We start from the raw sequence: 26898 nt of genomic DNA on the forward strand, positions 1-26898 counted from the left end.
AATGAAATTGACTTAAATAATATGTTTGTGATTAAAAATTATGCCCTTTTTAGCTTAGTTTGTTTTGTACATGACGCCATTCCACATAAACGTCAAACTACCAGCCTTTTCTATGACCACAATTTCTAAATTTTTATTTTTTTTATTTCTCCAAATAAGCTGAGTTTTCCCTTTTACAGTATAACCTTCCAATTCTTTTATTGTCTCCTCATAGCCTCTAAGGTTTTCATCCACAAAATTAAGTGTCATGCTTTCTTCACTTTTTTTGTAATGTAAAACCACTTGTCGTGCAGAGATATTGATGCCATCATTGATCACTTCCACTATTTTCTCATTCATCTGACACCTCCCACCTTCAAAATAAAAATCCAAAAGCTTCTGTTGTGCATGAGAGTTAAATGATATAAATAGAAAAAAGAATAGAATTATAGTGTGCTTATTCATAAGTGTTATTTTTGATCCTATCAAATCTAAAAAAATCTTAAATGAAATAAAAGCCACCATCCAATTCAAAAACTTTTGGAGTTGCATCAAGTACTTTCTCTCTCAATCAAAGAAATGGGTAGTTTTTTTAATATAGCCATAGGAATGAATATTTTGCCTTGTTTTTTTGCATCCTTCATAGCGTTCATCCGGTCAATCAAAAGGTTGGCCGCTACAAAACCCATTTCTTGTGCTGGCTGATTAATAGTGGTCAATGATGGATTAAAAAGTTCTCCCATATCATCACCGGAAATTCCCATAACTGCAATTTTTTGAGGAATTTCAATCCCTCTTTTTTGTAAAAGACGTATTACTCTAAAGGCAATTGGATCATTCAACGCCACAATAGCATCTGGCTTTTCTTTTAATACCATCAGCTTATCTAATGCTTGCCCCACTGAACGTCTCAAATCTAAAGTGGGCACTATCAAATCTGCTGAAGTTCCAAAGCCATTTCGTTCCATGGCTGTTCTATATCCCTTTAATCGTTGTTGCGAAATGTACAAATCCTCCGGTCCTGCTATAAATGCTATTCTTTTGTAACCTTTATTGATAAGGTGGTTTGTTGCTTGATAACCTGCCTCAAAATCATCCACAATAACTCTCGGTATTGGTAATTCTGATTTCGGCAAGATTCGATCAAAAACAACAATAGGCACCTCCTCTTCCATGGCTTTTTTAAGGTGTAGATCACTTTTAGTATTGAATGACAAAGAAATAAGAATACCATCCACTTGTCTATCCAATAAAATATCTATGCACTCTTTCTCTTTCTGCTCTTGTTCATCACTATGTACAATGATCAGATCATAACCTAAAGGTTTTAAGAATTGCTCAATCCCCAAGATGACCCTCCCAAAAAACGGAACTGTTAACTCAGGTATAATCACTCCGATCAAATACGATTTCTTACTTGCTAACCCTGCCGCTAATACGCTTTTTTTATAACCGATTTTTTCCGCAAGATCCAAAACGTTCTTTTTGGTTATGGGATTAACGTCCTCCGCTCCTCTTATTGCTCTTGAAACTGTAGAGACAGAAATGTCTAGTCTCCTTGCAATATCCTTTATGGTTGGCTTTCTTTTTTTCATGCTCAAATTTAAAAAAAAGATGAAAAATAAACACGTCAAAAATTACCGAGAACGTTTCCGGTAACGCTATTTTCAAAATTCATTAAGTGTTTATTTGTCCTTTAAAATAAAACCCTTCATGTTTGAACCATCGAAATGAAATAAACGATATTTTTAAACTAAAAAATAAAGCAACATGAACGCTAAAGCTGTAGTAGCAAAATTCGAAGAATTATTCAATAAAGAACCAATGGTATCAAGAGCTCCAGGTAGAGTAAATATCATCGGTGAACACACTGACTACAACGACGGTTTTGTATTACCCGCATCAATCGACAAAGAAATGGTTTTCGCATTAGCGTTAAACGGTACTGATACTGTAAATGCTTATGCACTTGACTTAGAAGAGTCTGGTTCTTTCGAATTATCAAACATTGTTCCTTCTGAAGGATGGATCAACTACATCAAAGGTGTTGTTGCAGAAACAGCTGTAAAAGGCTTAGAACCAAAAGGTTTTGATGTTGTCTTTGCTGGCGATGTGCCACTAGGAGCTGGTATGTCATCATCTGCTGCTTTAGAGTGTGCTTTAGCAACAGGTTTAAATAAATTATTTGAAGGTGATTTATCGAAATTAGACATCGTTTTAGCTTCACAAATGTCAGAGCATAACTATGCTGGCGTGAAGTGTGGTATCATGGACCAATTTGCTTCAACTTTTGGTCAAGCAAATAAAGTAATCAAGTTAGACTGCCGTACAAAAGAGTATGAGTACCATAACTTAGATATCACTGGTCACAAATTGGTATTATGTAACACTAACGTGACACACTCATTAGCTTCTTCTGAGTACAATACAAGAAGAGAGCAATGTGAAGCAGGTGTTGAAGTAATCAAAGAAACTTATCCTGAAATCATCAACTTACGTGACGTTTCTGTTGAAATGATGCACGAATTTGAAGGTAAAATGGATCCGGTAATTTATGACAGATGTTCGTATGTGGTTGAAGAAAACGACCGTTTAACGAAAGCATGTGAATTTATGGATAATGGAGACTTAGTGAACTTAGGTAAAATGATCTATGGTTCTCACGAAGGTCTTTCTAAGAAATATGCAGTATCATGTCCAGAGTTAGACTTCTTAGTGGAGCAAACTTTAGAAGATGACAATGTACTTGGTGCGAGAATGATGGGTGGCGGCTTCGGTGGCTGTACGATCAACCTTGTAAAAGAAGAAGCTGTTGACGCATTTGTAGAAAGAATGACGAAAGCATATAAAGAAGGAATGGGTAAAGATCTTTCTGCTTATGTAGTTGTAATCGGCGACGGAGCAAGAGTTGAAGAGTCAGTTGAAGCTTAATTTATATCTATAAAAGGCATGTTTAGTTCTCATGATGCTAAACATGCTTTTAAAGAAATTTTTTGACTAGGAAAACAAGAATCAACAATGGAATTTAATTTTGAGGATCATCCTCACCGTCGATACAACCCACTTACAAATGAATGGGTACAAGTTTCTCCTCATAGAGCGAAGAGACCTTGGCAAGGACAAGTAGAAAAGATTGAGGAGGAGAAGCGTCCTGAACATGATCCTTCGTGTTATTTATGTCCGGGTAACACTCGTGTCAATGGCGAAGTGAACCCTCAGTATACTGATACTTATGTATTCCAAAATGATTTTGCCGCTTTATTGGAAGATGTTCCAACAGGTGAAATGAATGAGGGTAACGGTCTTTTCAGAGCAAAAAGTGAAAGAGGTTTGTGTAAAGTAATTTGCTTCTCACCTCGTCACGATTTGACTATTCCTGAAATGGAAACAGAAGGAATCAGAAAAGTAGTTGACCTTTGGGCAAAAGAATATACTGAGCTAGGTGCTAGAGATTACATCAACCACGTACAGATTTTTGAAAATAAAGGTTCAGTGATGGGATGTTCAAACCCTCACCCTCACGGTCAAATCTGGGCGCAGGAATCTATTCCTCAAGAGCCAGCAAAAAAGCAAGTAAATCAAAAAGCGTACTATGACAAAAATGGTACAACTTTACTTTCTGATTACATTGCTCAAGAAATTAAGCAACAAACAAGAGTTGTTTATGAAAATGAACACTTCGTTGCTATCGTTCCTTTCTGGGCTGTATGGCCTTTTGAAACGATGATCGTTCCGAAAAGAGCAGTAAGCAGAATTACTGATCTTTCTGACGAAGAAAAAGATGCTTTCGCTGATGCATACAGAGCTTTAACGATCAAGTATGACAACATCTTCGAAGTTTCTTTCCCTTACTCTGCTGGTATCCACCAAGCTCCAACTGATGGAGAGGATCACCCAGAGTGGCACATGCACATGTGTTTCTATCCTCCTTTACTTCGCTCTGCTACAGTGAAGAAGTTTATGGTAGGTTATGAAATGCTTGCTAATGCTCAAAGAGATATCACTGCTGAAACAGCAGCTGCACGTATTAGAGAGCAATCTTTAGTACATTATAAAAGTGCTGTTTTAGAAGAAGAAAAATAACATTAGATGATTTATAGACTAGTAATGAACGATAATTGCTAGTCTATAATTTTATCATTAATAGAGTTAACAAATAAACAAAATGAAGATTTTAGTAACAGGAGGTTTAGGTTACATTGGTTCACATACCGCAGTGGAGTTAATCAACAAAGATTTTGAGGTAGTTATCGTTGACAACTTATCAAATTCTGAAATTGGTGCATTGGAAGGTATTGAAAAAATCACTGGAACAAAGCCTAAGTTCTATGAGTTTGATCTTTTAGATTTTGATCAATTAGATCAATTATTCCAAGAGGAGAAGATTGATGGTATTATTCACTTTGCAGCTTCAAAAGCAGTGGGTGAGTCTGTAAATAAGCCAAGTCTTTATTACAGAAATAACCTTCAGTCGTTATTAAACATCTTAGACCTAATGGTAAAACATGAGGTGAGCAACTTTGTTTTCTCTTCATCTTGTACAGTTTATGGTCAGCCAGATGTGTTGCCTGTAACTGAACAAACGCCAGTTCAACCTGCTTTATCTCCTTATGGAAATACTAAACAAGTAGGTGAAGAGATCATTAGAGATATCGTAAAAGCAGAAAACGGATTAAAAGCCATTGCTCTACGTTATTTCAACCCTGTAGGTGCACATGATTCTGCATTGATTGGTGAATTACCTTTAGGTGTTCCTCAAAACTTAATGCCATTTATCACACAAACAGGTGTGGGTATGAGAGCTGAATTGAGTGTATTTGGTGATGATTACAATACTAAGGATGGTACTTGTATTCGTGATTACATCCACGTAGTAGATTTAGCACAGGCTCATATTGTTGCATTAAACAGAATGATCGAGAGCAAGCAAAAAGAAGATTACGAATTCTTCAACGTAGGAACAGGTACTGGTTCTACTGTTTTAGAGGTAATCCAATCATTCGAAAAAATGTCAGGTGTAAAACTGAACTACAAATTGGTAGACCGTCGTGAAGGTGACATCGAAAAGATTTATGCTGACACTACTTTCGGTAACCAAGAGTTAGGATGGCAATCTGAAAAGACATTGGATGACATGACAGGTTCTGCTTGGAAATGGCAACAACAATTGCAAGAAAAAGCTTTATCAAAAGCTTAGTAAAATAGTGTGTACGGCAAAAAAACTAAACATTTTTTTGACTTAATACTTGAAGCATTTTATTGTACAGGTAATTTCAGATGAATAGATGCTCTAAATACTTCTCTTAAATACTAAGAGAAGTGTTAGAGCCTATTCCTATTTAAAAGCTCACATTTAAAAAGGGTCAATTCACTGATTTCTATATTACTACTAGCAAATCATAAAAGTTTTAATGAAATGATAGATATAAAACAAATTGAAAAAATTTCTTGGGGCAAAGTCAATGATAAAGAGGTATTTTTATATACACTTACAAATCAATTAGGCTCCCAATTACAAGTGTCAACGTATGGTGGCATTTTAGTTAGCTTTTTAACCGCTGATAAAAACGGTGAAATGGCAGATGTTCTTCTTGGAAAAGATTCTTTAGAAGACTATTTAGATAACAGCTGCTACCTTGGTGCAACTGTTGGACAGTTTGCAAATAGAATTGCAAAAGGTAATATCTCTATTGATGGAGTTGAATATCAATTGGCAACAAACAATGGTCCCAACTTCTTACACGGAGGTGATGTAGGATTTGATCGTCAAGTTTTTGATATCGTAGAAGAAATTTCAGAAGATGGTGTAAACTCAGTGGTACTATCACATACAAGTCCTGATGGTTTTGAAAACCTTCCTGGTAATGTGACATTGACACTGAAAATTTCATTAACGGATGAAAATGAAGTGGTATTGGATTACAGTGCAACTACTGATAAAAAGACAATCGTAAACTTCACTTCTCACCCTTATTTCAACCTTAAAGGTGAAGGTGAAATTTCAGATCATACTTTAAAACTAAACTGTAATTTCTATACTCCTATTGATGAGACTTGTATTCCTACAGGTGAAATTGCCACTGTAAAAGGAACTCCTTTTGATTTTACAGAAGAAAAAGTAATCGGTAACGAAATTGATGCTGATCACGATCAAACAAAAATCGGTATTGGTTATGATCACAACTTGGTGATTAATAAGCCACTTAATGAGTACGGATTAGTAGGTGTTGCTTACGAAGCTACTACTGGCCGTGCAATGGAAGTTTATACTACTGAACCTGGAGTACAGTTCTATACTGGTAACTGGCTTGAAGGTGAACTAGGTAAAAACCAAACTCCGCTTATCAAACGTCAAGGTTTCTGTCTGGAAGCACAACACTACCCAGACTCTCCAAATCAACCACACTTCCCTTCTGTGATTTTAAATCCTGGTGAGGAGTACACTCAAAAAACAGTGTATAAGTTTGTAGTGAAGTAGTCTTTACTTTTCAGATAAAAAGAAAGTCCTGATTCTAATCTAACAGAATCAGGACTTTTATATTTATCTAAACTAATAATATTAACCTTTGTGTAGCTTTGGTCTTCTTTGAAGTGTTTCCAAATAAGAAGACACATTTAATACACTAGAATTAAGTTTATTTTTAGTTGAAGCATATAGGTTCAAAACCTGTAATTTTGCTTCTTCAATTTTTTGTTCTTTTGTTTTCATTTTTTTTAGCTGTTCATAATCTTCAAAAAATCTTTCTTCCTCAATTTCAAGGATTGTATTAAAAAGAGTTTGTCCTTGTAATATGTTATTATAACCACTTATTAGATTTGAAACTTCTCTCTTCTTTAGTTTAATTCCATATTTACTTTTTAATATTTCAGCGGACTGTTCTACAAAATCCTCAGCTGTCATATCAAATGCAATATCTTTTAAATTTCTCAAATCTTTCATAAACCAATAAAATGGTAACAACGCCCATTGCGGTTCAAATAATCTTCTTGTTAATTTACCAGTATTAAATTCCAACATAGAATTTAATTCTTTGATATATTGACTATGGATTAATTTATAAGTTATTGTTTCTTGATTTATATTTTGATTTTTCATAGCAACCCCTTTTTAAGTTAGAAAAATACACTTAATTGTATTTACTTTTTATATTGAACGAAAGGTCAAAATAAAGGGTTGAAGAAAGAAATATAATAATCCTTAAAGATAGTTAAGCACCAAATTATAATTGAACTAAAATGAAAATCACCGCAGATCATACCTATATTATTGTCCATTTTGATATTCACCAAAGTTGGGATTTTTTCCAAGTCATAGGTTTAGATGAAGACGAGTCGAATGCACTTCATCAACAAATAGATCACCTCCTATATCAAGCAACTTTAAATGAACAGGAAAATGACTTCTTGGCAATTGAATATATAATAGCCTATGCTTTTGAGAAGAAATTCTCTCTATTCAAAAATTATCCTAAAGAATTTTTTGATAATATGGCAGTGGAATGTGACGGTGAAACACTCGACTTTATTATTGATCTTTCTGAAACTATTGTGAAAGAAGCAGCAGTACATTTATTGAAGAATTTACTCAAATATGATTTATTTGAATATCAATTACTCACATCATAATTGTATTACATTAATTTGTATTTTATGGAGGAGTAAACGGATTAACATTGTTCTCGTTTAGAGAAAATAATAATTTCGCAATGTTATCAACCTAAAAATAATTATATTATAATTGGGGGTTATCTCTATCTTAGTTTTCATTCTATTATAATACTTACACATGAACAAAAGAGAAGTATCACAATTACTTAATCAGCTTGATTTACCAAAATCAAAAGAACAACTTTATCCTATTGTCTATGATAATCTTCATGATATTGCTGAAAAACTATTTCATAGAGAAAGAGCTGATCATACTCTACAACCTACTCTTCTTGTCAATGAAGCTTACCTAAATTTAGTAGATCAAGAACACATCAATTGGCAAGGAAGAACACATTTCTTTGCGGTAGGAGCTCAAGCTATTCGTAGAATTTTGGTGCATCATGCAAGAACAAAAAATGCTCAAAAACGAGGAGGTGGAGAACATCTTTTAGAACTCGAAGAAGGTATTGCATTTACGCCAGAAAAAGAGGGTATGGTATTGGATATTCATGAAGGATTAGAACAACTTTCTAAAATTCATGAAAGACAAGCAACTGTTGTTGAGTTGAAGTTTTTTGGGGGCTTAAAAATGCAAGAAATTGCTGATGAATTGGGAGTATCGATCAAAACAGTTGAAGTAGACTGGAAAGTCGCAAAAGCTTGGCTGAAGAAATTTATGAAAAGCGACCTCTAAAACTACCCTATGTCACAATCTCTACACGAAAGAGCATCGAATATTCTAGCTCTGATAATGGAGCTAGAAAAGGAAGAAGCAATAAAAGTTATTCATGAACAGTGTCAAGATGATCAAGAGCTTTTGCAGGAAGTTATAAGTCTCTATCAGGAATTTACCACTTATACACCTGAAAAGAAAGAATCATCTCATCAGTCACATATACAACCCGATAAAGAAGATCAAACTACATCTCTTTACGGAAGAATTTCTAATCACTTACTTAAGAATAAGAATTCACGTTTGATTGTGATCTTGAGTAGTCTTGCCCTATTACTGGTTGTAGGTTTTTGGGTTAGAAAGTCTATTTACAATGGTATTTTTGACCAAGAAATTGAAGAAAAAACTGCACAAATCAATGCTACTTCTACCATTATCCATGATTGGATAGAGAACGAAAAACGAAAAGTCAAAGAGATTGCAACTACAAAAGTATTAAAGGATTTTGCTATTGAAATCGATAGTCTACAAAAACTCGAAATACCAGATAACGAGTATTTAGAAAAAATTAAACCTTATAATATTACCATTAATAAATTGAGAGACATTATGGGGTTTGACTTTATTTGTCTCCTCCATAAAAATGAATTGAAGATTACCTATAATACATGGAATTCAAGTACAAATGAACTTTCTCCACTTATCAATAAGTACTTGAGTAAAAAAGTTTTTGATTACCATAATGAATTAAAGAAAGGGAATACGATTTTCATACCTCCGATTCATGTCACCGAATCATTACTTGAAGAAGATTCCGTGATCAATCGTGACTCTGATTGTGCTACAGGTACTCCAATCTATAACGATAATAATGAAATTGTAGGTTATGTTTTAACGGTTACCTTAGCGAAAAATCAATTTTCAAACCTCTTCAAATCTACTGTTTACGGTAAATCATCCGAAGCATATGCTCTAAACCAAGAAGGGTTTATCATCTCTGAGAGTAGATTTACAAAGGTACTTCAAGAAAAAGGATTCTTAAACCATGCCTCTTCTATCTATCATCTTCAGGGATTAAACCCAGGTGTGAATGTCATGGAAGGTGAAATACCCGAAATCGAAGTTATCAATTGGCCTTTGACTGCTACATCTTTGAAGTTTTATGAATACTATAATGGTATTATTGAAAAAAGCAGTGGTAGTATTCACCATGTTTATAAAGATTACCGAGGTGTGGAAGTTATTGGTGTTTGGAAATGGCTAGATGATTTAGGATTTGGTATCGTTTTGAAGGAAGACGCTGCTGATGCTTTAGTGATGATACAGAAAATGGATTGGGTACTAGGGATATTATATTTTATTATTTGTCTTTTGTGTTTTCTATTGTACCATTCGAATATTAGAATTTTACGCTTTAACTCTAAAATCAAAAAACTCGGTCAGTTTGCTATCGTAGAAAAAATTGGCGAAGGTGGATTTGGTGTCGTTTACAAAGCAGAACATTCATTGATAAAAATGCCCGTAGCCATCAAACTTTTAAAGAAAGAGTTTAATACTGAAGATAATATAAAACGATTTGAAAAAGAAGTTAGGGCTACTTCTACTCTTAAACATCCTAATACGATTAAAATTTATGATTATGGTGTCTCCAATGAAGGAAATTTCTATTATGTAATGGAATTCATAGAGGGCATAACACTCGGCAAAATTATAGATAGAGACGAGCAGTTCCCGATTAATAGAGCCGTTTATATATTACTAGAAGTGGCTTATAGTCTCAGAGAGGCTCATCATAAAAACCTCGTGCACCGTGACATCAAACCCATGAATATTTTATTATCCAAACAAGGTGAAGCTTATGATCAAGTGAAACTTTTGGACTTTGGATTAGTAAAGGAACTCACTCCGGATAGTGAACAAACAGCCTTTCATAAAGTAGGAGGAACACCACTTTATATGGCACCAGAACGTTTGAGAGACCCAAAAAATAGTGATAGTAAAGTAGATATCTATTCACTAGGTATTCTTGGATTTTATATGCTCAATGGCCGTTTAATGATTGAAATTCTTTCCCAAAAAGTATTATCAGGTCAAGAAATTATTGAAGCTGTTGAAATTCAAAAATTAATTGACCGTGAAGACATACCTGAAGATTTATATTCGCTTCTAGTGCAATGCATTCAATTTAATCCTGAAAAAAGAATACAGAACATTGACACTCTGATACAGCACCTTGAGAAAATTGCAGTTCAAAATCCTTGGAATAAAAAACAAGCTTATGATTGGTGGAAAACCTATGATGTCTACACATCATAAGACATATTTTTCAAAGAGCCTTTCTAAAATGACCTGAGGCTCTTCAACACATAAACCAGGGTGCACTTTTGAAGATTGAATTAAAGTAGACCTTGTAGCGGTTAACCATCGGAATCGACTTGGTAAATCTTGTTCACCAATTACACCTCCCTTTGATCCCCCTTCACATATCAACTTCCAAGTGTTGAGGTAAGCTTCTATCTCATTTTTTTCAATATCAATTAAATCAAAAGCATTGAGTCTCTTTTCATTTACTTGGTATTTGAGATCAAGAAACTTTAATGGTTTACTAAACAGTATAACACCAACATTTATAAACTCCTCTCTTTCAACTTTTGGCATAAAACGGATGACCGCATATTCATACACTTGTTTATCTTGCATTCTTCGCTTCTTTTGTTAGTTGATCTAAATTTGAAATTCTTGTATTCAATAAAGTAGTGTAAACTTTTTTACGTTCTTCAATACTTCCATCAATACTTGGATCTGACAACCAATCATCGGGCAACAAAGATACTATTCCTTCTATAATATCAGGTGTCAATAATTCTTTTAATTTTTCATTGGCCTCATCTAATTTTGTTGCTTTTGAAAGCAATACATGATCTTTAATCATTGGAAAGGTTCTTTTAGCATGATCTTCCCAACCACTCCACGAGTGATGAAAATAGAGGCTTGCCCCATGATCAATCAACCATAACGCTTTGTTCCAATTCAATAAATTAGTGTTCCTATGTGTTCTATCAATATTGGTGATGATACTATCTAGCAGGACTACTTTTGATGCTGCTAAAGGGTCAGCAATTGAGACCAAAGGATCATAAGTAATGGCCCCACTTAAGTAACTCATACCTAGATTAAGCCCTTCACTAAACTTTAATAGATCTTGAATTTCCTCGTCTCCTTCCGACTTACTGAATGTATCTACCAAATGGATAAAAACCAATTCTGGCATATTCAAACCAATTTGACGAGCCATCTCACCACCAATGAGCTCCGCAATTAATGCTTTAACGCCCTGCCCTGCTCCTCTGAATTTTATGACATAATCAAATCCGTCATCCGCTTCTACAATGGCTGGAAGAGAACCTCCTTCTCTCAAAGGGGTTACATATCTCGTCATATTGACGGTTCTTATTTCATTGTTATACATAGAATATTTTAATGGGTTTATTCTAATAAAGTACTAAGTCAAAAATAAATATTACATAAATTATCGTCAACTTTCAAACTTCTTTCTCTTCGGTTTTGTCTTGAAGCAAAAAATTCGAGGCTTAGAAGTCGAAAACCAAATTTCATTACTACCAATAAGTTTAAAAAGCCAGCTTCATATGATTTTAAAAAAATAACATTTATCATTTATAAAATTTAATCATGCATTCTATATTTGCACTCAGAAAGCAAACATAAATTAAGGTTAGTGTAAATTATTTACCTCAAAACTGCAATCTATTTAATTGTAATACATTTTATTTCTAATCAAAATTAATGCTCTTTATTCTTTAAGTTTAAAACTAATTAAGCAAATTATGAAAAATCTATTTTTAACAATTGGACTTCTTCTTGTATCTATCGTATCCTTTGCACAAGATGGCAGAAGTACAGGATTCATCAAAGTAACTGGCGTTTTGCCAACGGAATCGGAATATCAGAACTTAGGTTTTGGTGTTGGTGCCTCTTATGCACAACATTTATCAAAAGCAAATTATATATATTTTGGACTTGATGTAAAATATTTCACTGAAGATTTTGAAGGTGTTGCTAAAAGTAAAAATTATATTGTTCCAGTAACAGCGGGTTATATGTATCAAGTCTTAGAAGGTGCTTATGTTCGTGCTGGTGTGGGATATTCTTACCTAAGTTTTAATATTGAAAGTGATTATGGTGATCTCAGTGGCTCTGATTCTTTTGCTTGTTTAGATTTTTCAGCAGGTTATCAGTTTGCGAATGGCATGGTATTACATGGTTCGTTTATGCCAATTTTTGGAGAAGAAGACACTCTTAATGTTTTTGAATTAGGTCTTGCCATTAACTTAAGTCCTAAATCGATATAATTGAAATCTTATACAAGACAAAACACCTTGTTCTACACAAAAGATGAACAAGGTGTTTTTTTATTTTTCGTTACTAGATTTTACTCAATGATTACTCTTTTTGAAATGATTGTTTTTCCAGATTTCAACCTCAATAGATAGACGCCTCTAGGTATATCGTTGATTTGGATCTCTTTTAACTGGCTCTCACCAAAGGTCCAGGTGTCTTCTAATACTTTATAACCTAATGTATTAAATAATCCAATCTCAACATCTCCTTTCCACGACTTCAATATTAAGTTGACTTTTTCTCCTTGAGTTGGGTTAGGATATACTGACAAACCAGCAACTGCATTTCCATCTTCCATATAAACTTGTTGAGGATCAAAAACGGTCTCTGTTCCATCAAAGTCTCTTTGGATAAGTCTGTAAAATGACAACTGATTCATTACTGGGTTCGCATCAATGAATTCATAATCTAAACGAACACTTGAATTCCCTGCTCCTTCAATTGTAGCTAATGTACTCCAATTTTTGCCATCAATAGAGCGTTGTACCTCAAAATGATCATTGTTGATTTCTGAAGCTGTAGCCCAGTCCAATATTACTTGTTGATCTTCAGCGTTTGCATTAAATGAAATCAATTCAACCGGTAAATCAGTCGCATCATCAATGGTGGCAATGGCAAGGTATTTTTCACTAAATGAAACAGCTTCGGTTTCAAAATACGTTTCTGTATTATGTAATGGGTCACCTGCTTTTTTCCATTTTGGAACCCCTAAATCTAAATCATTCCAAATCGCTAAAATAAAGTTAGGACTTCTAGTCAACGCACTGTAATAAGCAAAAATCTCTGCGTTACTTTCTTTTGAAAACGGTGCATCTCCTTCATCCAAATCTGTTACTCTCCATTGGAACTCAGAAGAAACGTTAACAATACCTGTAGTTGAGTCAACACTATCTTCAACGACAGGTTTGAGTAATTGGCCATATTCTACAGTCCATGTTTTTTCGCTTGGACCTGTTACATTTTGAGTATAAATGACCGCTAAAGTTCTAAGATCTCCTACTCCACCAACAGGGAATATAAAACTATCTCCAACATTTAGTTTTTTGGAAACTGGTCCTGTAATATAAGAATTACCATTTACATCACTTGAATTACCAAGGAACAGCAGTGAACCGTCATCATTTCCCATATTATTTAAAACAGAGTTCAATGTTAAATTTGAAACTTCTTTGGTATTACTACCTGCTAAAATAACCTGTCCATTAGACTTGTTAATCACTAAATTATCAATCGCTCTTCCAGCAGTATAATCACCCGTAAATGTTTGATCACCAGATGTACCATTAAAGATTAGAGTTGAACCAGACAAAGAGGCTGATGATGTGCCATTGTCTGTAAAATCACCTCCAATTGATAATGAAGCACCTGTAGAAAGCGTTATTTCAGAACCAGAATTTAAAGTAATATTATTTTCAGCATTCAAACTCGAATTGATTACGTTTAAAATACCCTCTGTATCAACTGTCAAATCTCCCTTTACAATCAAACTACCCGATTCAATATTCAAAGAAGCACCTGTACCATTATTAGTATCCCCAACATCAACTGTGACATTTCCATTTGCTGTTGTTGGTGTATTAATGGTTAGTTTACCATCATTATCAATATTGATATCATTTAATATTGATGAAGTTGTGAGATCAAACTCTACATTACTAATCGAAAGCTCACCTGTAGAGATATTTAATCCATTACCACCTGGGATTTCCCATTCTTGCCCTGTACCTGTACCAATCAAAGTTAAACTTCCAATTGTCAATTTATTATTATTGATAGGTGCATTCAGGTTAAGCACTGGTGAATCTGCATTTCCTTCTACAATTATACCACCACCGGAAGTGAAGAAAGGTTCCCAGTTCGCATTTGGCATTTGACCTACTTTGTCTGTATTCACAAAGAATTTTACTTTCCCACCACCTTCAACAGCATCAAAATTAATTTGTCTATCGTCGACATGAATCACTAAAGTTCCTTCAATGATTGCCTTGTAATAGGTTTTAAATCCTAATGTACCACTTGTTGTTGTTTCCAGATTAGTACCTGATGGCACCTCTAAAATAGTTCCTGAAAATAGTGTTGGTGAAACTTCATCTTCCAGTTTTGTATAAGTAACACCATTGTCCTTAGAGATTTCCCATTTATCAGTAGATACCTCATTCAATACACCATCTGTAACCCCTGAAGCTAATCTATATCTAATAATATCATCCGGAGTTGATAATACATCTCCTGCAAAATAATCCCCTGTCACTAGACTTGTTGCTAAATCGATATCAATTCTGTTATTGGCTACATCTAATGTTTTTTGGACATTTTTCTGAATTTCTGCATCATCATTGATGATTATTCCTATGTAATCTGCTTCTGTTCCGTTGATATTGGTATTGTCATAATACAATGAAACATATCTATCATCTGGAACTGTAACATCAGCTGTTGAAAATTCAATTCTCCAATATTGATCCAACGCTTCGTTATTATCTCCCTGATTTTCAGCAACGGTGTGTCTTGTATTAATCGGTTTCACTACAAGTTCAGCTCCATTATAATCACCAACAAGTCCTACAGGAGCAAAGATTCCAGAATAACCAATAGGTAGTAATTTTTCACTTGAGATCTCATCATTTGGTAACGTAATTTTCACACCTTGGGCATTACTACTACCACTCAATTGAATCATATTATTCGCATCAAAAGCAGTGGTCGCTGTCAAGACAACGTTTGTTCCAAGATTCAAAGTAAACTGATCAATATCTAATACACCATTTGTAAATACAATCTCATCAGCCACTAAATTGAGGCTGTTGGTCAAACTAATACCTGCTGCATTATCAATTTCCACTCGGCCCAAACTACCCGTAATATTCATATCTTGAGCAGTAGATCCGTTCATTTTTATACGGCCAGTACTTGTAGTTGAATGCGTACCAAATACTGATAATAAACCTCCAACATTAATAGTTTGACCGTTGTCAGATAAAACACCCGTGTTAACTGTAAGGTCTTCCAATATTGTGATGTCTTCTCCCATTGTAACTGTAGCACCGTCTGTATCAATGACCAATTTCTGCGTAGAAATAGCATTCGCACCACTTATGGTTTGATCATCTGTACTATTAAGAGTAATTGTAGAGGTGGAGGCGTTGATTGTTCCATCATTTGTTATATTACCAGCACTATTGAGGTCAAAGCTATTCAGATTTATTGTTGCTGTAGAAGGCAAGCTTAAATCACCAACCATTGTGATATCATTGATAAGTGTTTCTACTGTGACATTAGAAAGTAAAACTAACTTTCCTATTGTATTTACAAATTCGACATCGATTGATTCCGCTGAAGTATTTCCTAGTTCTATCACGGCATTTTCATTCACTGATGAAGATGCGGCATCTAATGCTATTTTACCAGAGAATACATTGATCTGACCTCCACTAAAGTCAAATGTTGAAGCACTACCTAATACTTCAAATGTACCTCTAGTCGCACTATTAGGATTACCAATTAACCCTGCATCAAATGTACCTCCGGATTGTGTATAAGTAACGTTGGCATCGTTTGCTGCAAGATCTCTTCTTAATTCTGAACCTACTACAATTGAACCGGCAGACAATTCAATCTCACCACTTGTTGCATAAATAATTGAATTTTCATCTCCAGCATTTGCAATATTAAAACTACCTCCAGCAACTGTTAGTTTACCACCAAGCAAAAAGTTTGCATCATCTCCAACCACATTCACTGCACCTTGTTTCAACATCAAACCTGCATTAGTCGACATTACCCAATTTGAACTTGGAACTGCATATGGTGTAATATTAATAGCACTGTTATCGAGTACAAGTGTACCATTGGATAGTGTGATTAGTTCTTCGGTCGTGACACTTGGTAGCGTAAAGTTTGTATTGAATGTGAAAGTAGAGTCTTGATTGTTGCCCTTATTCATTACAATTTTATATAATTCGGGAGTTAATGGTGAAGTGATATCATCAGTATAGTAATTGTCAAATACCCCACTTTCAGTACCTTGAAGCTCTAATACAATACGGTTTTCAGTCGTTGATTTTAACAAACTAAACTCAATGGCATCTGCACCACTCTCTCCTCCATCTATTTGAGGAATAGTGATATCTCCATTAACTATCAAAGTATGTTCTACGTCATCTGTACCTGTTACCAAAAATTTGTTTGATGCAGATGAATTATTTGAAATTGTATTTTGAAGGTTTAGATTCCCTGTATTCACTGTTATAGGAGTGCTAGAATTTACTTCAATTGCTGCTTCTCTAAAACCCCCGATATTAATATTATTTTCAACGTTAATAGATTTATCTAAAATCAATGTTGATCCATCTACCATCAAAGATTTGAATTCAACAGGTTGACTTACACCTGCCGCAAAGGTAAATTCATTACCAAAATCACCACCTCCCCATAGTCTTACAGAAGGGTATTTTGGGAATTCAGGTATTTCCATATCTGAATTATTACTTTGGATCATTACCTCACTTCGTGGCTCACTTAAGAAATTATTTAAATCTTGACCATTTAAAGTAGCTCCCTTATGGATTCTCAATGAACCTACTTGTTCTACTACATCAACAGTTAAGCTTCCACTTGATAATCGTATTCTTGCCAAATCGGCCGCCTCTAAGGTAGCTGTCTCATCAGAATCAAATCGAATTACTGCCACTTCAATAGCAGAATTAATCACAACTCTGTGGCCTCTTGTTTCATTTGGACTACCATATCTACCGTGACCTACTATAATGATATCACCTGCTGAAGGAGTTCCTTGAGTACTGAATGGATTACCAGTGTTTTTCCAATCAGGATTAGTCGTCCATCTTGCCGTATCATTCCAATTATCAGCTCGTCCAACTGAAACATTTTCAAAGTTGGAACTGTTTTCTGCTGTACCCCAAAAAGAATAATATACAGTTAATTCTCCAGTAAATTTCGAAGCTGCTCCTGCTGTGTAAAGTGAATTATATGCAGGAACTGCATTTGTTGTAAAAATATAATCTGTTTCTGTAGCATCATCTCCATCAGTATCAACGGCTGCTGCTACTCCTAGTGACTCCCTTGATTTATTTGGAACTTGTATTTGGACTCTAGCAGGTACAAAATTTGCTTCATCATCATTTACTGTATCTAAATCTTCAGAATTGTATTTAAAAACACCCGCTACATCCGGAATATTTGCGTCATATCCATAGGTCGTAGTTTTCCACCAATAATTTAAAATCTCATCATCTGTACCATCTGTGGTTAACGTAGCCACACTACCATTATTGGTCGCTAATTGTAGAAAGCCATCTTCTGCTGGTTTATTAGAAACTGTAAGTGTAGCCGGTGTAAATTTATAGGAATCAGCGACAGGTGTATCAAACTCAGACGCCAATGGATAGTAGTAGTCTCCATCACTTGTTACTTGATAAGTAAGACCTCCATCTGTATAATTTCCAGCTCCTACCAACATACGTTTGTCGGTTATATTATCTGCAAAATTATTGATCCCACTTCCATTTTCATCAGTAATACCTTGTGCTCCAACTACAACACCATATTCATTTGCCTTAATTACACCTTGTTGCCATGTTAATTTTGAAGCGTAAATGATATTGGATAATTCTACCCCATTGGCATTATTTAACCATAAGTGCGTCACACCTACGTTTGTAGTATCAGCAATTTGAGGATCTGCTAAATCATAACTAGAGACAATACTTTGTGATGTTCCTGCCGATCCATTGATGATTAAATGACCTGCTGACGAAGGTTCTCCTATTCTTCCTTTAAAAGTTAAGTCACCTTCAACTTCTACTACATAATTGGAATAATCAAACGTACCTTGTGTTAAAGACAATGATGATAATACCTTTAATCTTGTGGACCCAATTGCTGAAGCACCACTAAAATCTCTTACTTTAAAAACATCTGATGCGTTTGGCAAATCAATATTTAAATGATTAATACTGTAAGCTTCATCAGTATCTCTAATATCAATATAATGATCTACTCCATCTCCGTTGAAAGTCAACTTATTATTTGACCCGATATTCAGTTGAGTATCATTGTATAAAGTAAGGTCACCACTAATTGTCAAATCATAATCACCTATCTGTAAGTTACTATTTTCCTCAATTACAAGGTGGCTTAATATTGTGAGATCTCCGTCTGTTGGTATTGGATCTCCAAATGAACCAATACCATCTGATAAGGTCACATTACGGAGTGGATAGTCTGTAGTAACCGTTAAGTTAAAAAATGGGATAGATGACACAAACTCTACATCTCTATCAGAGTTAATATCGAAAATAATCTCACCACCAGTGACATTATAGAAACCATCTCCCATTGCAAATTTTGTCAGGTATTGAAGATCGGTATCTTCATTATGGATGGTAATTGTACCGCCTGACATGTTAAATGAATTAGTCTTATAAGGCAGAGAAAGTGCTGCAACCGTACTACCTGGCACATAGCCATAAATTGTCATTTCACCTCCAGTCATTGTTAAAGATCCTTGGTGATCCACACCTAATACTGAAGTTTTAATTTGGTTTAGAAAAACCTCACCACCTTCTTGAACAAAATAACCTCTTTCTCTCAAGGTTATACTATTTTGTCTTCCATTACTTGTTCCATCACTATTTAAACCGATATTTAATCGACCTCCAGTCACTAATACATTACCATAAACTGTTAACGCATTTACTGGTCCGAAATTAATATCGGCACCATTATCGACCCACAATCTACATCCAAAACCTAAATCGTAATTTCCTGTAGTACCTGCATAGCTTGGAACATAAATATTTTCACCAAAATGAAGTGTACCATATTTCATAACGAACATACCATTACTTGTCGTCATAGATCCATCCGTTCCTCCAGTACTACCATTAGAGTGTTCATTGTAACCATACATTTCAAATCGTCCTTCAACATCTGCACTGATATTTAAGTTATAATTATCGGATGTCCCCTTGTCCACAACGATTTGATATAATATAGTTGATCCATTACAAATTAAATCTTGATCTTTTTGATCTGCATCAAAAGTCAAAATTGCATACTCACCAGCAAGATTGTCAGATAAGTAAGCATCTAATTCTGTAAGATAAGAAGCAGACCCAAATGTAAATGAATCCTTTATATCAGCTCTATTAGTTAATGCTATTTCCCCAGCATTGACTAAGCTGCTTTTTAGGATAATGTTATGAATTACATCATCGGTTCCCACCCCTAAGGTAGCTTGTGGTAAAACCCTCACATTGCCATTAATATTTAAATCAACTGCCGTGTTGGAGTTATCGCTTGACCCTAATGTTATTTTACCTTTCGTTAGTACTAAAGAATCTGTCAACGTGAGATCTGCAGCGATAATCAATTCATCACTTGCATTATCCATTTCTATATTTACATTATGGTAAGCGTAACTGTTCGACAAAACAATCCCTGTTCCGTTAAACTCTACAGTACCTCCATTGTCTGTTAAAAAGCCACCTTCAGCTGTTGCGTTTGCTGGCGAAGGGAAGTTATCAGCATTTAATTTAATAGTCCCTTTACCATTTACCGATGAGAAATTATGACCTACGGTAGTGCCTACTACTAGTGTACCCCCTTGATTAATTTCTAAATCTCCAGCAGCAATGTTATCAGAATCCAACGTAATTACTCCACCCGATAAAATAAAGACATCATCTGTAGATGTAGGAAAAGTATTTGTACCGTCCGCAAAACCCGATGGATTTTTTGTCCAAATATCAGTGTCTGTCCAATTACCTGTACTTTTAGTATAAAAAGCATCTGGGGCAGTGGAAGCCAAGGTATAAAAACCATCACCATTTACATCATATTGTGCATCAGTAATAGTAAATGAGACTTCATCTGATCCCACAAAAGTAGCCGATGGTCCTGCTACTACCGTGTAAGTAGAGCCATTATCTGATGAATAAACTAAAGAATAATCACCTGTTACCCTCTCTGGACCGCTACCTGTATCAAAGTCATTGGGTTTACCCTCATAGTTTTGAACATTGAAATTTAACGTAAGATCTAGATTTCCATTTTTTTGAAGATAGAATTTTTTAGACCAGACACGAGTATTAGTCGGAGCATTGTCAAATGTTAGTCCCCCTTCGTTTGTTTCACCCATTATGACATAATCTCCATTTGTTGTACTAGAGGTAGTCAATGCTATTGCGCTGGATGGGTTTCCTCTGTCTGGTGAATAATCGCCTCCGTCATTTCCATAAACGACAAGGTTTTGGTTCGGTGTTGTATTATTATTAAATAATTCGTCAGTGTCAGAAAGTTCTGCATGTGTTAAGCCATATTTTGCAGCTAAATAATCATTGACACGTAACCTAGTTACAGGATCAAGATTACCACCTGATGTCTTGTTATATACAATTACCTCTGCAATGTAACCATCCCAACCTAAATTCGAATCTTCATCTGCTCCTCCTACTGACCCAAATTTATGAGTACTTGTATTATCTGTGTTCTTTTGTAATGCACTAAGTAATCCTCCATTTGATGTAAAACTTGTCTCATTCGATGTGTTTCTTTGTACAGAAATCAATCCCCAATTATCACTTATTGGCCATGTTTCAATATCAGTGTTATTAATATTATTATCAGGCCCTCTAAAATAAAAGCTGGCATTACTCCATTTACCAAATAGTGACCTTGTTGCATTACCTCCCGCATAGAAACCAACGTTACCCGTTGTTTCATTAGCCTTTAATACCACAAAGAATTCATAGTTTTCAAGCTCTAATTCTACAGTGTTATTAGAAGCATCTTTTAAGATTAAACCTTCATGACTTGAAGATGGAAATAAGATAGCAGGTAGTGAGTTTATTTGATTTGTTTGGTAAACAATACCATTTTCACTATTGTCATTATTCACATAATAACCGTTACCCGACTGATCTTGCCACTTGTCGACTCTAAATACACCCGACCCTAGATCTGTAGTGTCATCAGATGTTATTTGATCGGCTTTAAGCCATACTTCAAGGCCATCTGTGGGGATGTCATTTTGGGCGTAATATTCAAAAGTTAATGTCAAAAATAGAAAAAGAGAAATAACACCTTTGGGGTGCCTTAAACAGTAATTGAGAATGGTAAAATGTCGCATATTTATTTAGTGTAAGTCTGTTATAAACTTGCAATGTTATTCATCATAAGTATATATCAGATATAGTGTGACTAAAAGCATACTTCAACAACAATCATTATTGAAAGGTTATAGTATTTATAAAGTCATGTTAATTTCAAATTATAATCAGAGCGTTAATAATCTTCAGTAAAGAATATCTTTTAATTGAAATGTAATTTTCAGTGTTGAGTATATTAATGAAATGGAAATTACTATTTACACAATTGCGGATAGCAATTGTATACATCATTAAAGTGTTTAATTAGGTGTAGAATAAATTTACATACATAATTAGTATTTAGGGTGTCTGATAGAGTCTTTTAACCTATCGAAAACGATAATCATAATGATTAGTAATCAAGGTTATGTTACTCAATTAGACCTAACAAATTTCAAGGCTTAGAATAAGAAACTCAAAACAAATAAAATTGTTTTGAAAAGTTATTAGTGTAAAAACCTATGTCATATTACACATATTAGTTATTGAGTTGAATAATATAATTTTCGAAGCAATGATTCTATTAATTACAATAATCCTGTTTTTTTTTTAATTATTAAAATATTTACAATTGTTTTTAACTCAAAATTGAACTCTCAGACAAAAAAACATAACATACAACACTCATTTCGTGTAACTTATATTCATTTCTTACGTAATATCCCTCTTTTTAATACATGGGTTTCATCGAGTAAGTAAAACCTAAAAAATGATCACAATCAAAAATCTAATCAATGTTATATGCATCACTAATAATTCAAGTTGGATCTATTGGGGAATTATTACGAATAACGTTAAAGGAATAAGAGCACACAGGTCAATCATCTTTAAAGTAATTGGTATTTCTAAATCGGGGGCATAAAGAGAAGTCATTTTCTGGTAGAAAAAAATAAACCATACATGAATAATAAACTTCACATATGGTTTACTAATGAAAGAATCGTATAAACTTCTAAATCTTGAAATGTGAGTAAGTCAAGTTGTACCTACTTACTACCAACTCCTTAATACTTTTTAGGTTGACCTTTTTTCTTAGTATTCGCTTTAGGCTTTAAAAGATTATTAACCCTCTCATATTCTTTTTTCAATTTTTTATTTTCAGGGTCAAACCGAAGATCCAATTTTAATTTTTTGTGCAACCTTTGAAGTTCCATCTTTTTAAGAAACCTTGGATCATCTGTTTTGCTAAATGTCTTTTTTGCGTTTTTCATAACTCAATATAAAAAACATCTTTCAAATAAACTGTATTTTGAAATCAGGTTGAGGTATATTATGTATAATTATGCGATCATGATAAATAGATTCCATAATGATATTTAACAGTTGAATTTACCTCAGAATGAACGGTCCAATCTCAATTCTATTTATTCGTTTCATGTTACGCTTTAAGGATGCAATTCATAGTTTACTTTTATTACACGTATACTCTAGCTTTATTAATTCAACTTTCCGAAAAGGCTCTATTCTCTTTTCATTTAAAAATCGTACACAAACGTTGTTATTTTTTTATCTATCAAAGTATTCTCAATAATAGGTTCTATCTTCTCCCACTTTCCCCCTGCCAAACCACATCCAATTCTAGGCATATGAATCGAAGCGTCTAGGTCTTTTGCAACTATAGATAACTTTTTAAGGCAATCATTTACGGCTTCGTACCTTATGGGTACTCCATTACTTCCTGTTTTCATTCCTCTTTGACCAATCATATTACAGACGTAGACATATTCTTCCACTTGTATGATCTGAATATTACCAAGTGCAAAATCATTTTTAGATCTTTCTCTGTGCCATTTTCGATAATTGGTTTCAGGTTCTTTCCATCTTTTGGAAATCGCTAAGACAAAACCTTTGCCCCAACCTCCTAAATCATTACAAATATGTGCTATTATCTTAACTCCTTTTGCTTGTGGAGAAGTAGCATCGCCTTTCAAATATTTTATTTTTTCCATGATGATATAATATAGGTAACATCTAATAAGCCGCAGTATCAACATTAGGTTTGTTATTATACCGTGACAATTATTGAATAGTAAAATGTAGTCTCAACTTTCTTTTAGTTTGCTGTTAGATTGTTGAAAGACGATTTCAATTTACAATTGAATGTATTACAAAACAAATAATTACCAATGCTTCATTCCACCATCATATAACTCTCAATTTGAGGGACTAATTCTAATGTAAAAACCTCATGTTTTTTCTATTATAGGTCAATCTTATTCATGGATATAAAATATTCAATAGTATTTCGCTTAAACATTTAGGAGATTCAAATGACTTCCCCTCATTTTTTATATAGAATTGTAAAAACAAGCACTCTAACATTTCTGCCATTATGCCGAGCAGGTTTTAAGTCCATTTGGTTCAATTCTTTTATGATATAGGGTTTAAGTTTATATGCAAAACTATTTCGAACTGAACAGTTTGAAATAGATCCATCCTTTTCAATTACAAATTGGATAAAAATTCTTTTGTTACTATTCTTCAACTCGCTTATCTGTAGTTCTAATTTAGAAAATAATTTATCACCTATTTCAACAATTTCATTTGGACTAATTGATTGATCAACAAGATTGTTTGGGTAAATTGGAATAGATTCATTTCCTGAATTCAAGTAATGCAAAATATCAATAAATTTATTCTTCTTGTATAAGTAAGTCACGGTGTTTCCAAGAGGATCAATTTCTTCTATTTTTCCATCAATTATTTCGGGGTTTAAGGAAAGTAATTCTCCTTTTTCTGAAAATCCATGAGATAAATCGAATAACGACCATTGTTCATATTGGTATCTTTTTGATACGTTATCATATGTAACATATCTTACGTAATAAGCAGAGTCTTTAGAAGATACAATTCCATCTAGTCCATAGTAAACCGTATCTATACTTTGACTGTTTGCTTTTATTGCTAAGAGACTCAAAATTAATATGTAAAGTTTGAAAATATGGAAGCTCATAGGTTAAAGTTTGTGATTCCTTAAAGGTGAGGTTCAATCAAGTCTAAAAAATATCCTTCACCCTTATGAATAGTTTGGAGTGTTATTGTTTTGATATTTTCTTATTCAAATCTCTTGCGAATTCCGCTTCTCTATAGACCTCATGACTTTTATTGGATAAGATAGTAAAATCAAGTTGCATATTTTCCATCCACTCTATTGAAGGGCGATGCACGTCTTTTTCAGCAAAATATAATTCAATTTTACCTTTTGGTCTTTTGGTCTCTTTCCTCAATCTTGTCGATGATACACTTGTCAATGATTTAATGTTTCCGGTTTTAAGTCCAAATTTCCAAGCTATAGCACCTCCTATGCTAAAAGCCAAAATATCAATCGGAATTTGTTCTTTCTCCACTAAGTATTCAACTGCTAAATCGATTCCTCCATTTAAAAATTGTTGATGAAGGTGATCTTGACTGTAATCTGACGTATCTACTTGTCCAATGATGCAACTGTCATAGAACACAATATCAAATTCAGGTTCTAAAAATCTTGTATAATTAGTTAACCAATCAGCTTTTTCTTTTCCCCATAAATCTGAAAGGATAATTAAACGGTCTTTCATTTTATCGTTTGGTTTGTTGATACTTCGATTACAGGCATTTTATGATGACGTTTAAAGAGGTTTGAAATTCGTAAAAACTTCATATTTGGATTATAATGACTAATAAAATGGTTAGAGTGTGTGTTTAGGCTAAACGTGAAGTTTTTGTGGTAACTAAGTATTACTGAAAAATTTTCTTCTTTCTTTGAAAACATTAATAATCCATTTTAATTCTTTTTCGTCTATGCTATATTTTAATAGACTAATATTGAAAGGTTTTTGACCACTTGTAGGTACTATTCGTATACCATAATCGCTATTCCCACGTGCCTCAGGTTTTATATAAATATCAAAACTAAATAAATGTGACCATGTGATTCTTTTTTGATCATCATTAATTATGCCCTTTGAATCTATAATAATCTTGCTCCCCTTGCCAAATAATATTATTACTACCTTCTTATAGAGAATGATAATTATTAATAATAGCAATACATAACCAAATACATTATTATCTCTAATTAGTCCTAAACTCACTACAATTGGATAGATAGAAAAAGTTAAATATAAAATTGGAGTGAACCAACTTCTTCTTATAACAACCTTATCAATAATACTATTGTCTTGGAACCCTAGACTACATTTTCTCTGATTATAAGTATTAATGAAACTTTTCTGCTCAACGCTTAGATCATATATTTTATCAAGTGAATCACCTCCTAGATATAAATACTTATGATAATAAATATATTTATCTGTCTGTAATTGAATTGACTTCCAAAAAAACACTTTAAAAAGAACTTTATACAGTAAAAATGAAGATGCTATAAATAAAATAATAAGAGCAAGGCTGAAGAACTTAAAGTATGTTCCTTCAAAGGTCATCAAGTAGGATGATAATAGAGAAAATAATATCCCAAAACCAATAGATGGTATAAACACTCTTCTATTTATATATTTATTTCCTTCTTTGATATTCATCATTTAATAAAGTTATTGTCCTGAACGAATCAATAATAAGTATTTCAAAAAACTTAATTCTAATCTAAAAATAGCTATAGATTCGCAACATTTTTTGCTAAATCAATTAAATAACCTCCAAGACCATCAAAATCTTTGTTTGCTTCATATTTTCTAATTTCGACAATTACTTTATTCATTGTATATATATGTCTGACAAAAGTCCTGTTTTAGCTGATTTATAGATTTTGATTTTTTAATTTTTCTTTAATTATATCATACAAACCCTGATCTTCTTCATCTAACCATGTATTACTTTTAAAAAGTTCTTCCTCCATTGAACGTTTCATCATTTCTTCTGCTTCATTAGGGACCCAATAGAATAATGTATCACCTAATTCAGTTTGGAAATTAGATTTTATCATCATCCACGTATCAATAGGTGGATTGTCAAAAGTATCTAAAAATCCCTTTCCAATGTCTATAGTTACCCCATCAAAACGGACTGCAA

At 33.7% G+C, this 26898-nt stretch carries 20 protein-coding genes; 8 read left to right on the forward strand and 12 right to left on the reverse strand.

What is annotated here, in order from left to right:
• Positions 1-54: 54 nt before the first annotated feature.
• Both PL77_RS19030 and PL77_RS19035 read right to left on the reverse strand, forming a co-directional pair.
• Positions 55-444 carry a hypothetical protein gene (locus PL77_RS19030; protein WP_156152432.1) on the reverse strand — a complete coding sequence of 130 codons (390 nt, stop codon included), beginning with the start codon at positions 442-444 and terminating at the stop codon, positions 55-57.
• Between the two features lie 86 nt (positions 445-530).
• The gene (locus tag PL77_RS19035) at positions 531-1574 is read right to left on the reverse strand and encodes a LacI family DNA-binding transcriptional regulator (protein ID WP_052444560.1); all 1044 of its coding nucleotides are present in this window, start codon (positions 1572-1574) and stop codon (positions 531-533) included.
• Positions 1575-1749: 175 nt separating this feature from the next.
• Here PL77_RS19035 and galK point away from each other — a divergent pair, with 175 nt between their 5' ends.
• The 4 genes from galK (at position 1750) to PL77_RS19055 (ending at position 6457) form a co-directional block, all read left to right on the forward strand.
• Entirely contained in the window at positions 1750-2910 is a 1161-nt protein-coding gene (gene galK, locus PL77_RS19040; RefSeq protein WP_044208905.1) for a galactokinase, read from the forward strand.
• 87 nt (positions 2911-2997) lie between these two features.
• Positions 2998-4062, forward strand: coding sequence for a UDP-glucose--hexose-1-phosphate uridylyltransferase (locus PL77_RS19045; RefSeq protein WP_044208907.1), 1065 nt, complete (start codon positions 2998-3000; stop codon positions 4060-4062).
• 82 nt (positions 4063-4144) lie between these two features.
• Complete coding sequence (gene galE, locus PL77_RS19050; RefSeq protein ID WP_044208908.1) at positions 4145-5176, forward strand: UDP-glucose 4-epimerase GalE; 1032 nt, start codon at positions 4145-4147, stop codon at positions 5174-5176.
• A 219-nt stretch (positions 5177-5395) separates the two neighbouring features.
• Positions 5396-6457, forward strand: coding sequence for an aldose epimerase family protein (locus PL77_RS19055; protein ID WP_044208909.1), 1062 nt, complete (start codon positions 5396-5398; stop codon positions 6455-6457).
• Positions 6458-6538: 81 nt separating this feature from the next.
• Here the strand turns inward: PL77_RS19055 and PL77_RS19060 are convergent, their stop codons facing one another.
• The gene (locus tag PL77_RS19060) at positions 6539-7075 is read right to left on the reverse strand and encodes a hypothetical protein (RefSeq protein ID WP_044208910.1); all 537 of its coding nucleotides are present in this window, start codon (positions 7073-7075) and stop codon (positions 6539-6541) included.
• A 140-nt stretch (positions 7076-7215) separates the two neighbouring features.
• Between PL77_RS19060 and PL77_RS19065 the strand changes: the two genes are divergently transcribed.
• From PL77_RS19065 to PL77_RS19075, 3 genes are all read left to right on the forward strand, one after another.
• Positions 7216-7605 carry a hypothetical protein gene (locus PL77_RS19065; protein ID WP_044208912.1) on the forward strand — a complete coding sequence of 130 codons (390 nt, stop codon included), beginning with the start codon at positions 7216-7218 and terminating at the stop codon, positions 7603-7605.
• Positions 7606-7765: 160 nt separating this feature from the next.
• The gene (locus tag PL77_RS19070) at positions 7766-8323 is read left to right on the forward strand and encodes a sigma-70 family RNA polymerase sigma factor (RefSeq protein ID WP_044208914.1); all 558 of its coding nucleotides are present in this window, start codon (positions 7766-7768) and stop codon (positions 8321-8323) included.
• A gap of 9 nt (positions 8324-8332) precedes the next feature.
• The gene (locus PL77_RS19075; protein ID WP_082026629.1) at positions 8333-10618 is read left to right on the forward strand and encodes a serine/threonine-protein kinase; all 2286 of its coding nucleotides are present in this window, start codon (positions 8333-8335) and stop codon (positions 10616-10618) included.
• On the opposite strand, the gene PL77_RS19080 is transcribed toward PL77_RS19075, so the two are convergent.
• On the reverse strand, positions 10613-11002 hold the full coding sequence (locus PL77_RS19080; protein ID WP_044208917.1) for a DUF3037 domain-containing protein: 390 nt from the start codon (positions 11000-11002) through the stop codon (positions 10613-10615). The two genes, PL77_RS19075 and PL77_RS19080, sit on opposite strands and share 6 nt — an antisense overlap.
• On the reverse strand, positions 10992-11771 hold the full coding sequence (locus PL77_RS19085) for a HipA family kinase (RefSeq protein ID WP_044208919.1): 780 nt from the start codon (positions 11769-11771) through the stop codon (positions 10992-10994). Before PL77_RS19085 ends, PL77_RS19080 begins: the two co-directional genes overlap by 11 nt.
• Positions 11772-12147: 376 nt before the next feature.
• Between PL77_RS19085 and PL77_RS19090 the strand changes: the two genes are divergently transcribed.
• Positions 12148-12672 carry a hypothetical protein gene (locus tag PL77_RS19090; RefSeq protein WP_044208920.1) on the forward strand — a complete coding sequence of 175 codons (525 nt, stop codon included), beginning with the start codon at positions 12148-12150 and terminating at the stop codon, positions 12670-12672.
• 80 nt (positions 12673-12752) lie between these two features.
• Here the strand turns inward: PL77_RS19090 and PL77_RS19095 are convergent, their stop codons facing one another.
• From PL77_RS19095 to PL77_RS32050, 7 genes are all read right to left on the reverse strand, one after another.
• Positions 12753-21872 (reverse strand): T9SS type A sorting domain-containing protein, encoded by a 9120-nt coding sequence (locus PL77_RS19095; RefSeq protein ID WP_156152433.1) that lies wholly within the window; start codon positions 21870-21872, stop codon positions 12753-12755.
• A 1023-nt stretch (positions 21873-22895) separates the two neighbouring features.
• Entirely contained in the window at positions 22896-23102 is a 207-nt protein-coding gene (locus PL77_RS19100; RefSeq protein WP_044208924.1) for a hypothetical protein, read from the reverse strand.
• A gap of 264 nt (positions 23103-23366) precedes the next feature.
• Positions 23367-23840, reverse strand: coding sequence for a macro domain-containing protein (locus PL77_RS19105; RefSeq protein WP_044208926.1), 474 nt, complete (start codon positions 23838-23840; stop codon positions 23367-23369).
• Positions 23841-24172: 332 nt separating this feature from the next.
• Complete coding sequence (locus PL77_RS19110; RefSeq protein ID WP_156152434.1) at positions 24173-24808, reverse strand: energy transducer TonB; 636 nt, start codon at positions 24806-24808, stop codon at positions 24173-24175.
• Positions 24809-24926: 118 nt separating this feature from the next.
• The gene (locus tag PL77_RS19115) at positions 24927-25448 is read right to left on the reverse strand and encodes a hypothetical protein (protein WP_044208930.1); all 522 of its coding nucleotides are present in this window, start codon (positions 25446-25448) and stop codon (positions 24927-24929) included.
• 153 nt (positions 25449-25601) lie between these two features.
• Positions 25602-26411 carry a hypothetical protein gene (locus PL77_RS19120; RefSeq protein WP_044208932.1) on the reverse strand — a complete coding sequence of 270 codons (810 nt, stop codon included), beginning with the start codon at positions 26409-26411 and terminating at the stop codon, positions 25602-25604.
• A gap of 215 nt (positions 26412-26626) precedes the next feature.
• On the reverse strand, positions 26627-26898 hold a 272-nt coding region (locus tag PL77_RS32050; protein ID WP_044208933.1), incomplete at its 5' end, for a hypothetical protein.

It is taken from the genome of Flammeovirga sp. OC4 (assembly GCF_000812565.1).
Taxonomy (GTDB): Bacteria; Bacteroidota; Bacteroidia; order Cytophagales; family Flammeovirgaceae; genus Flammeovirga.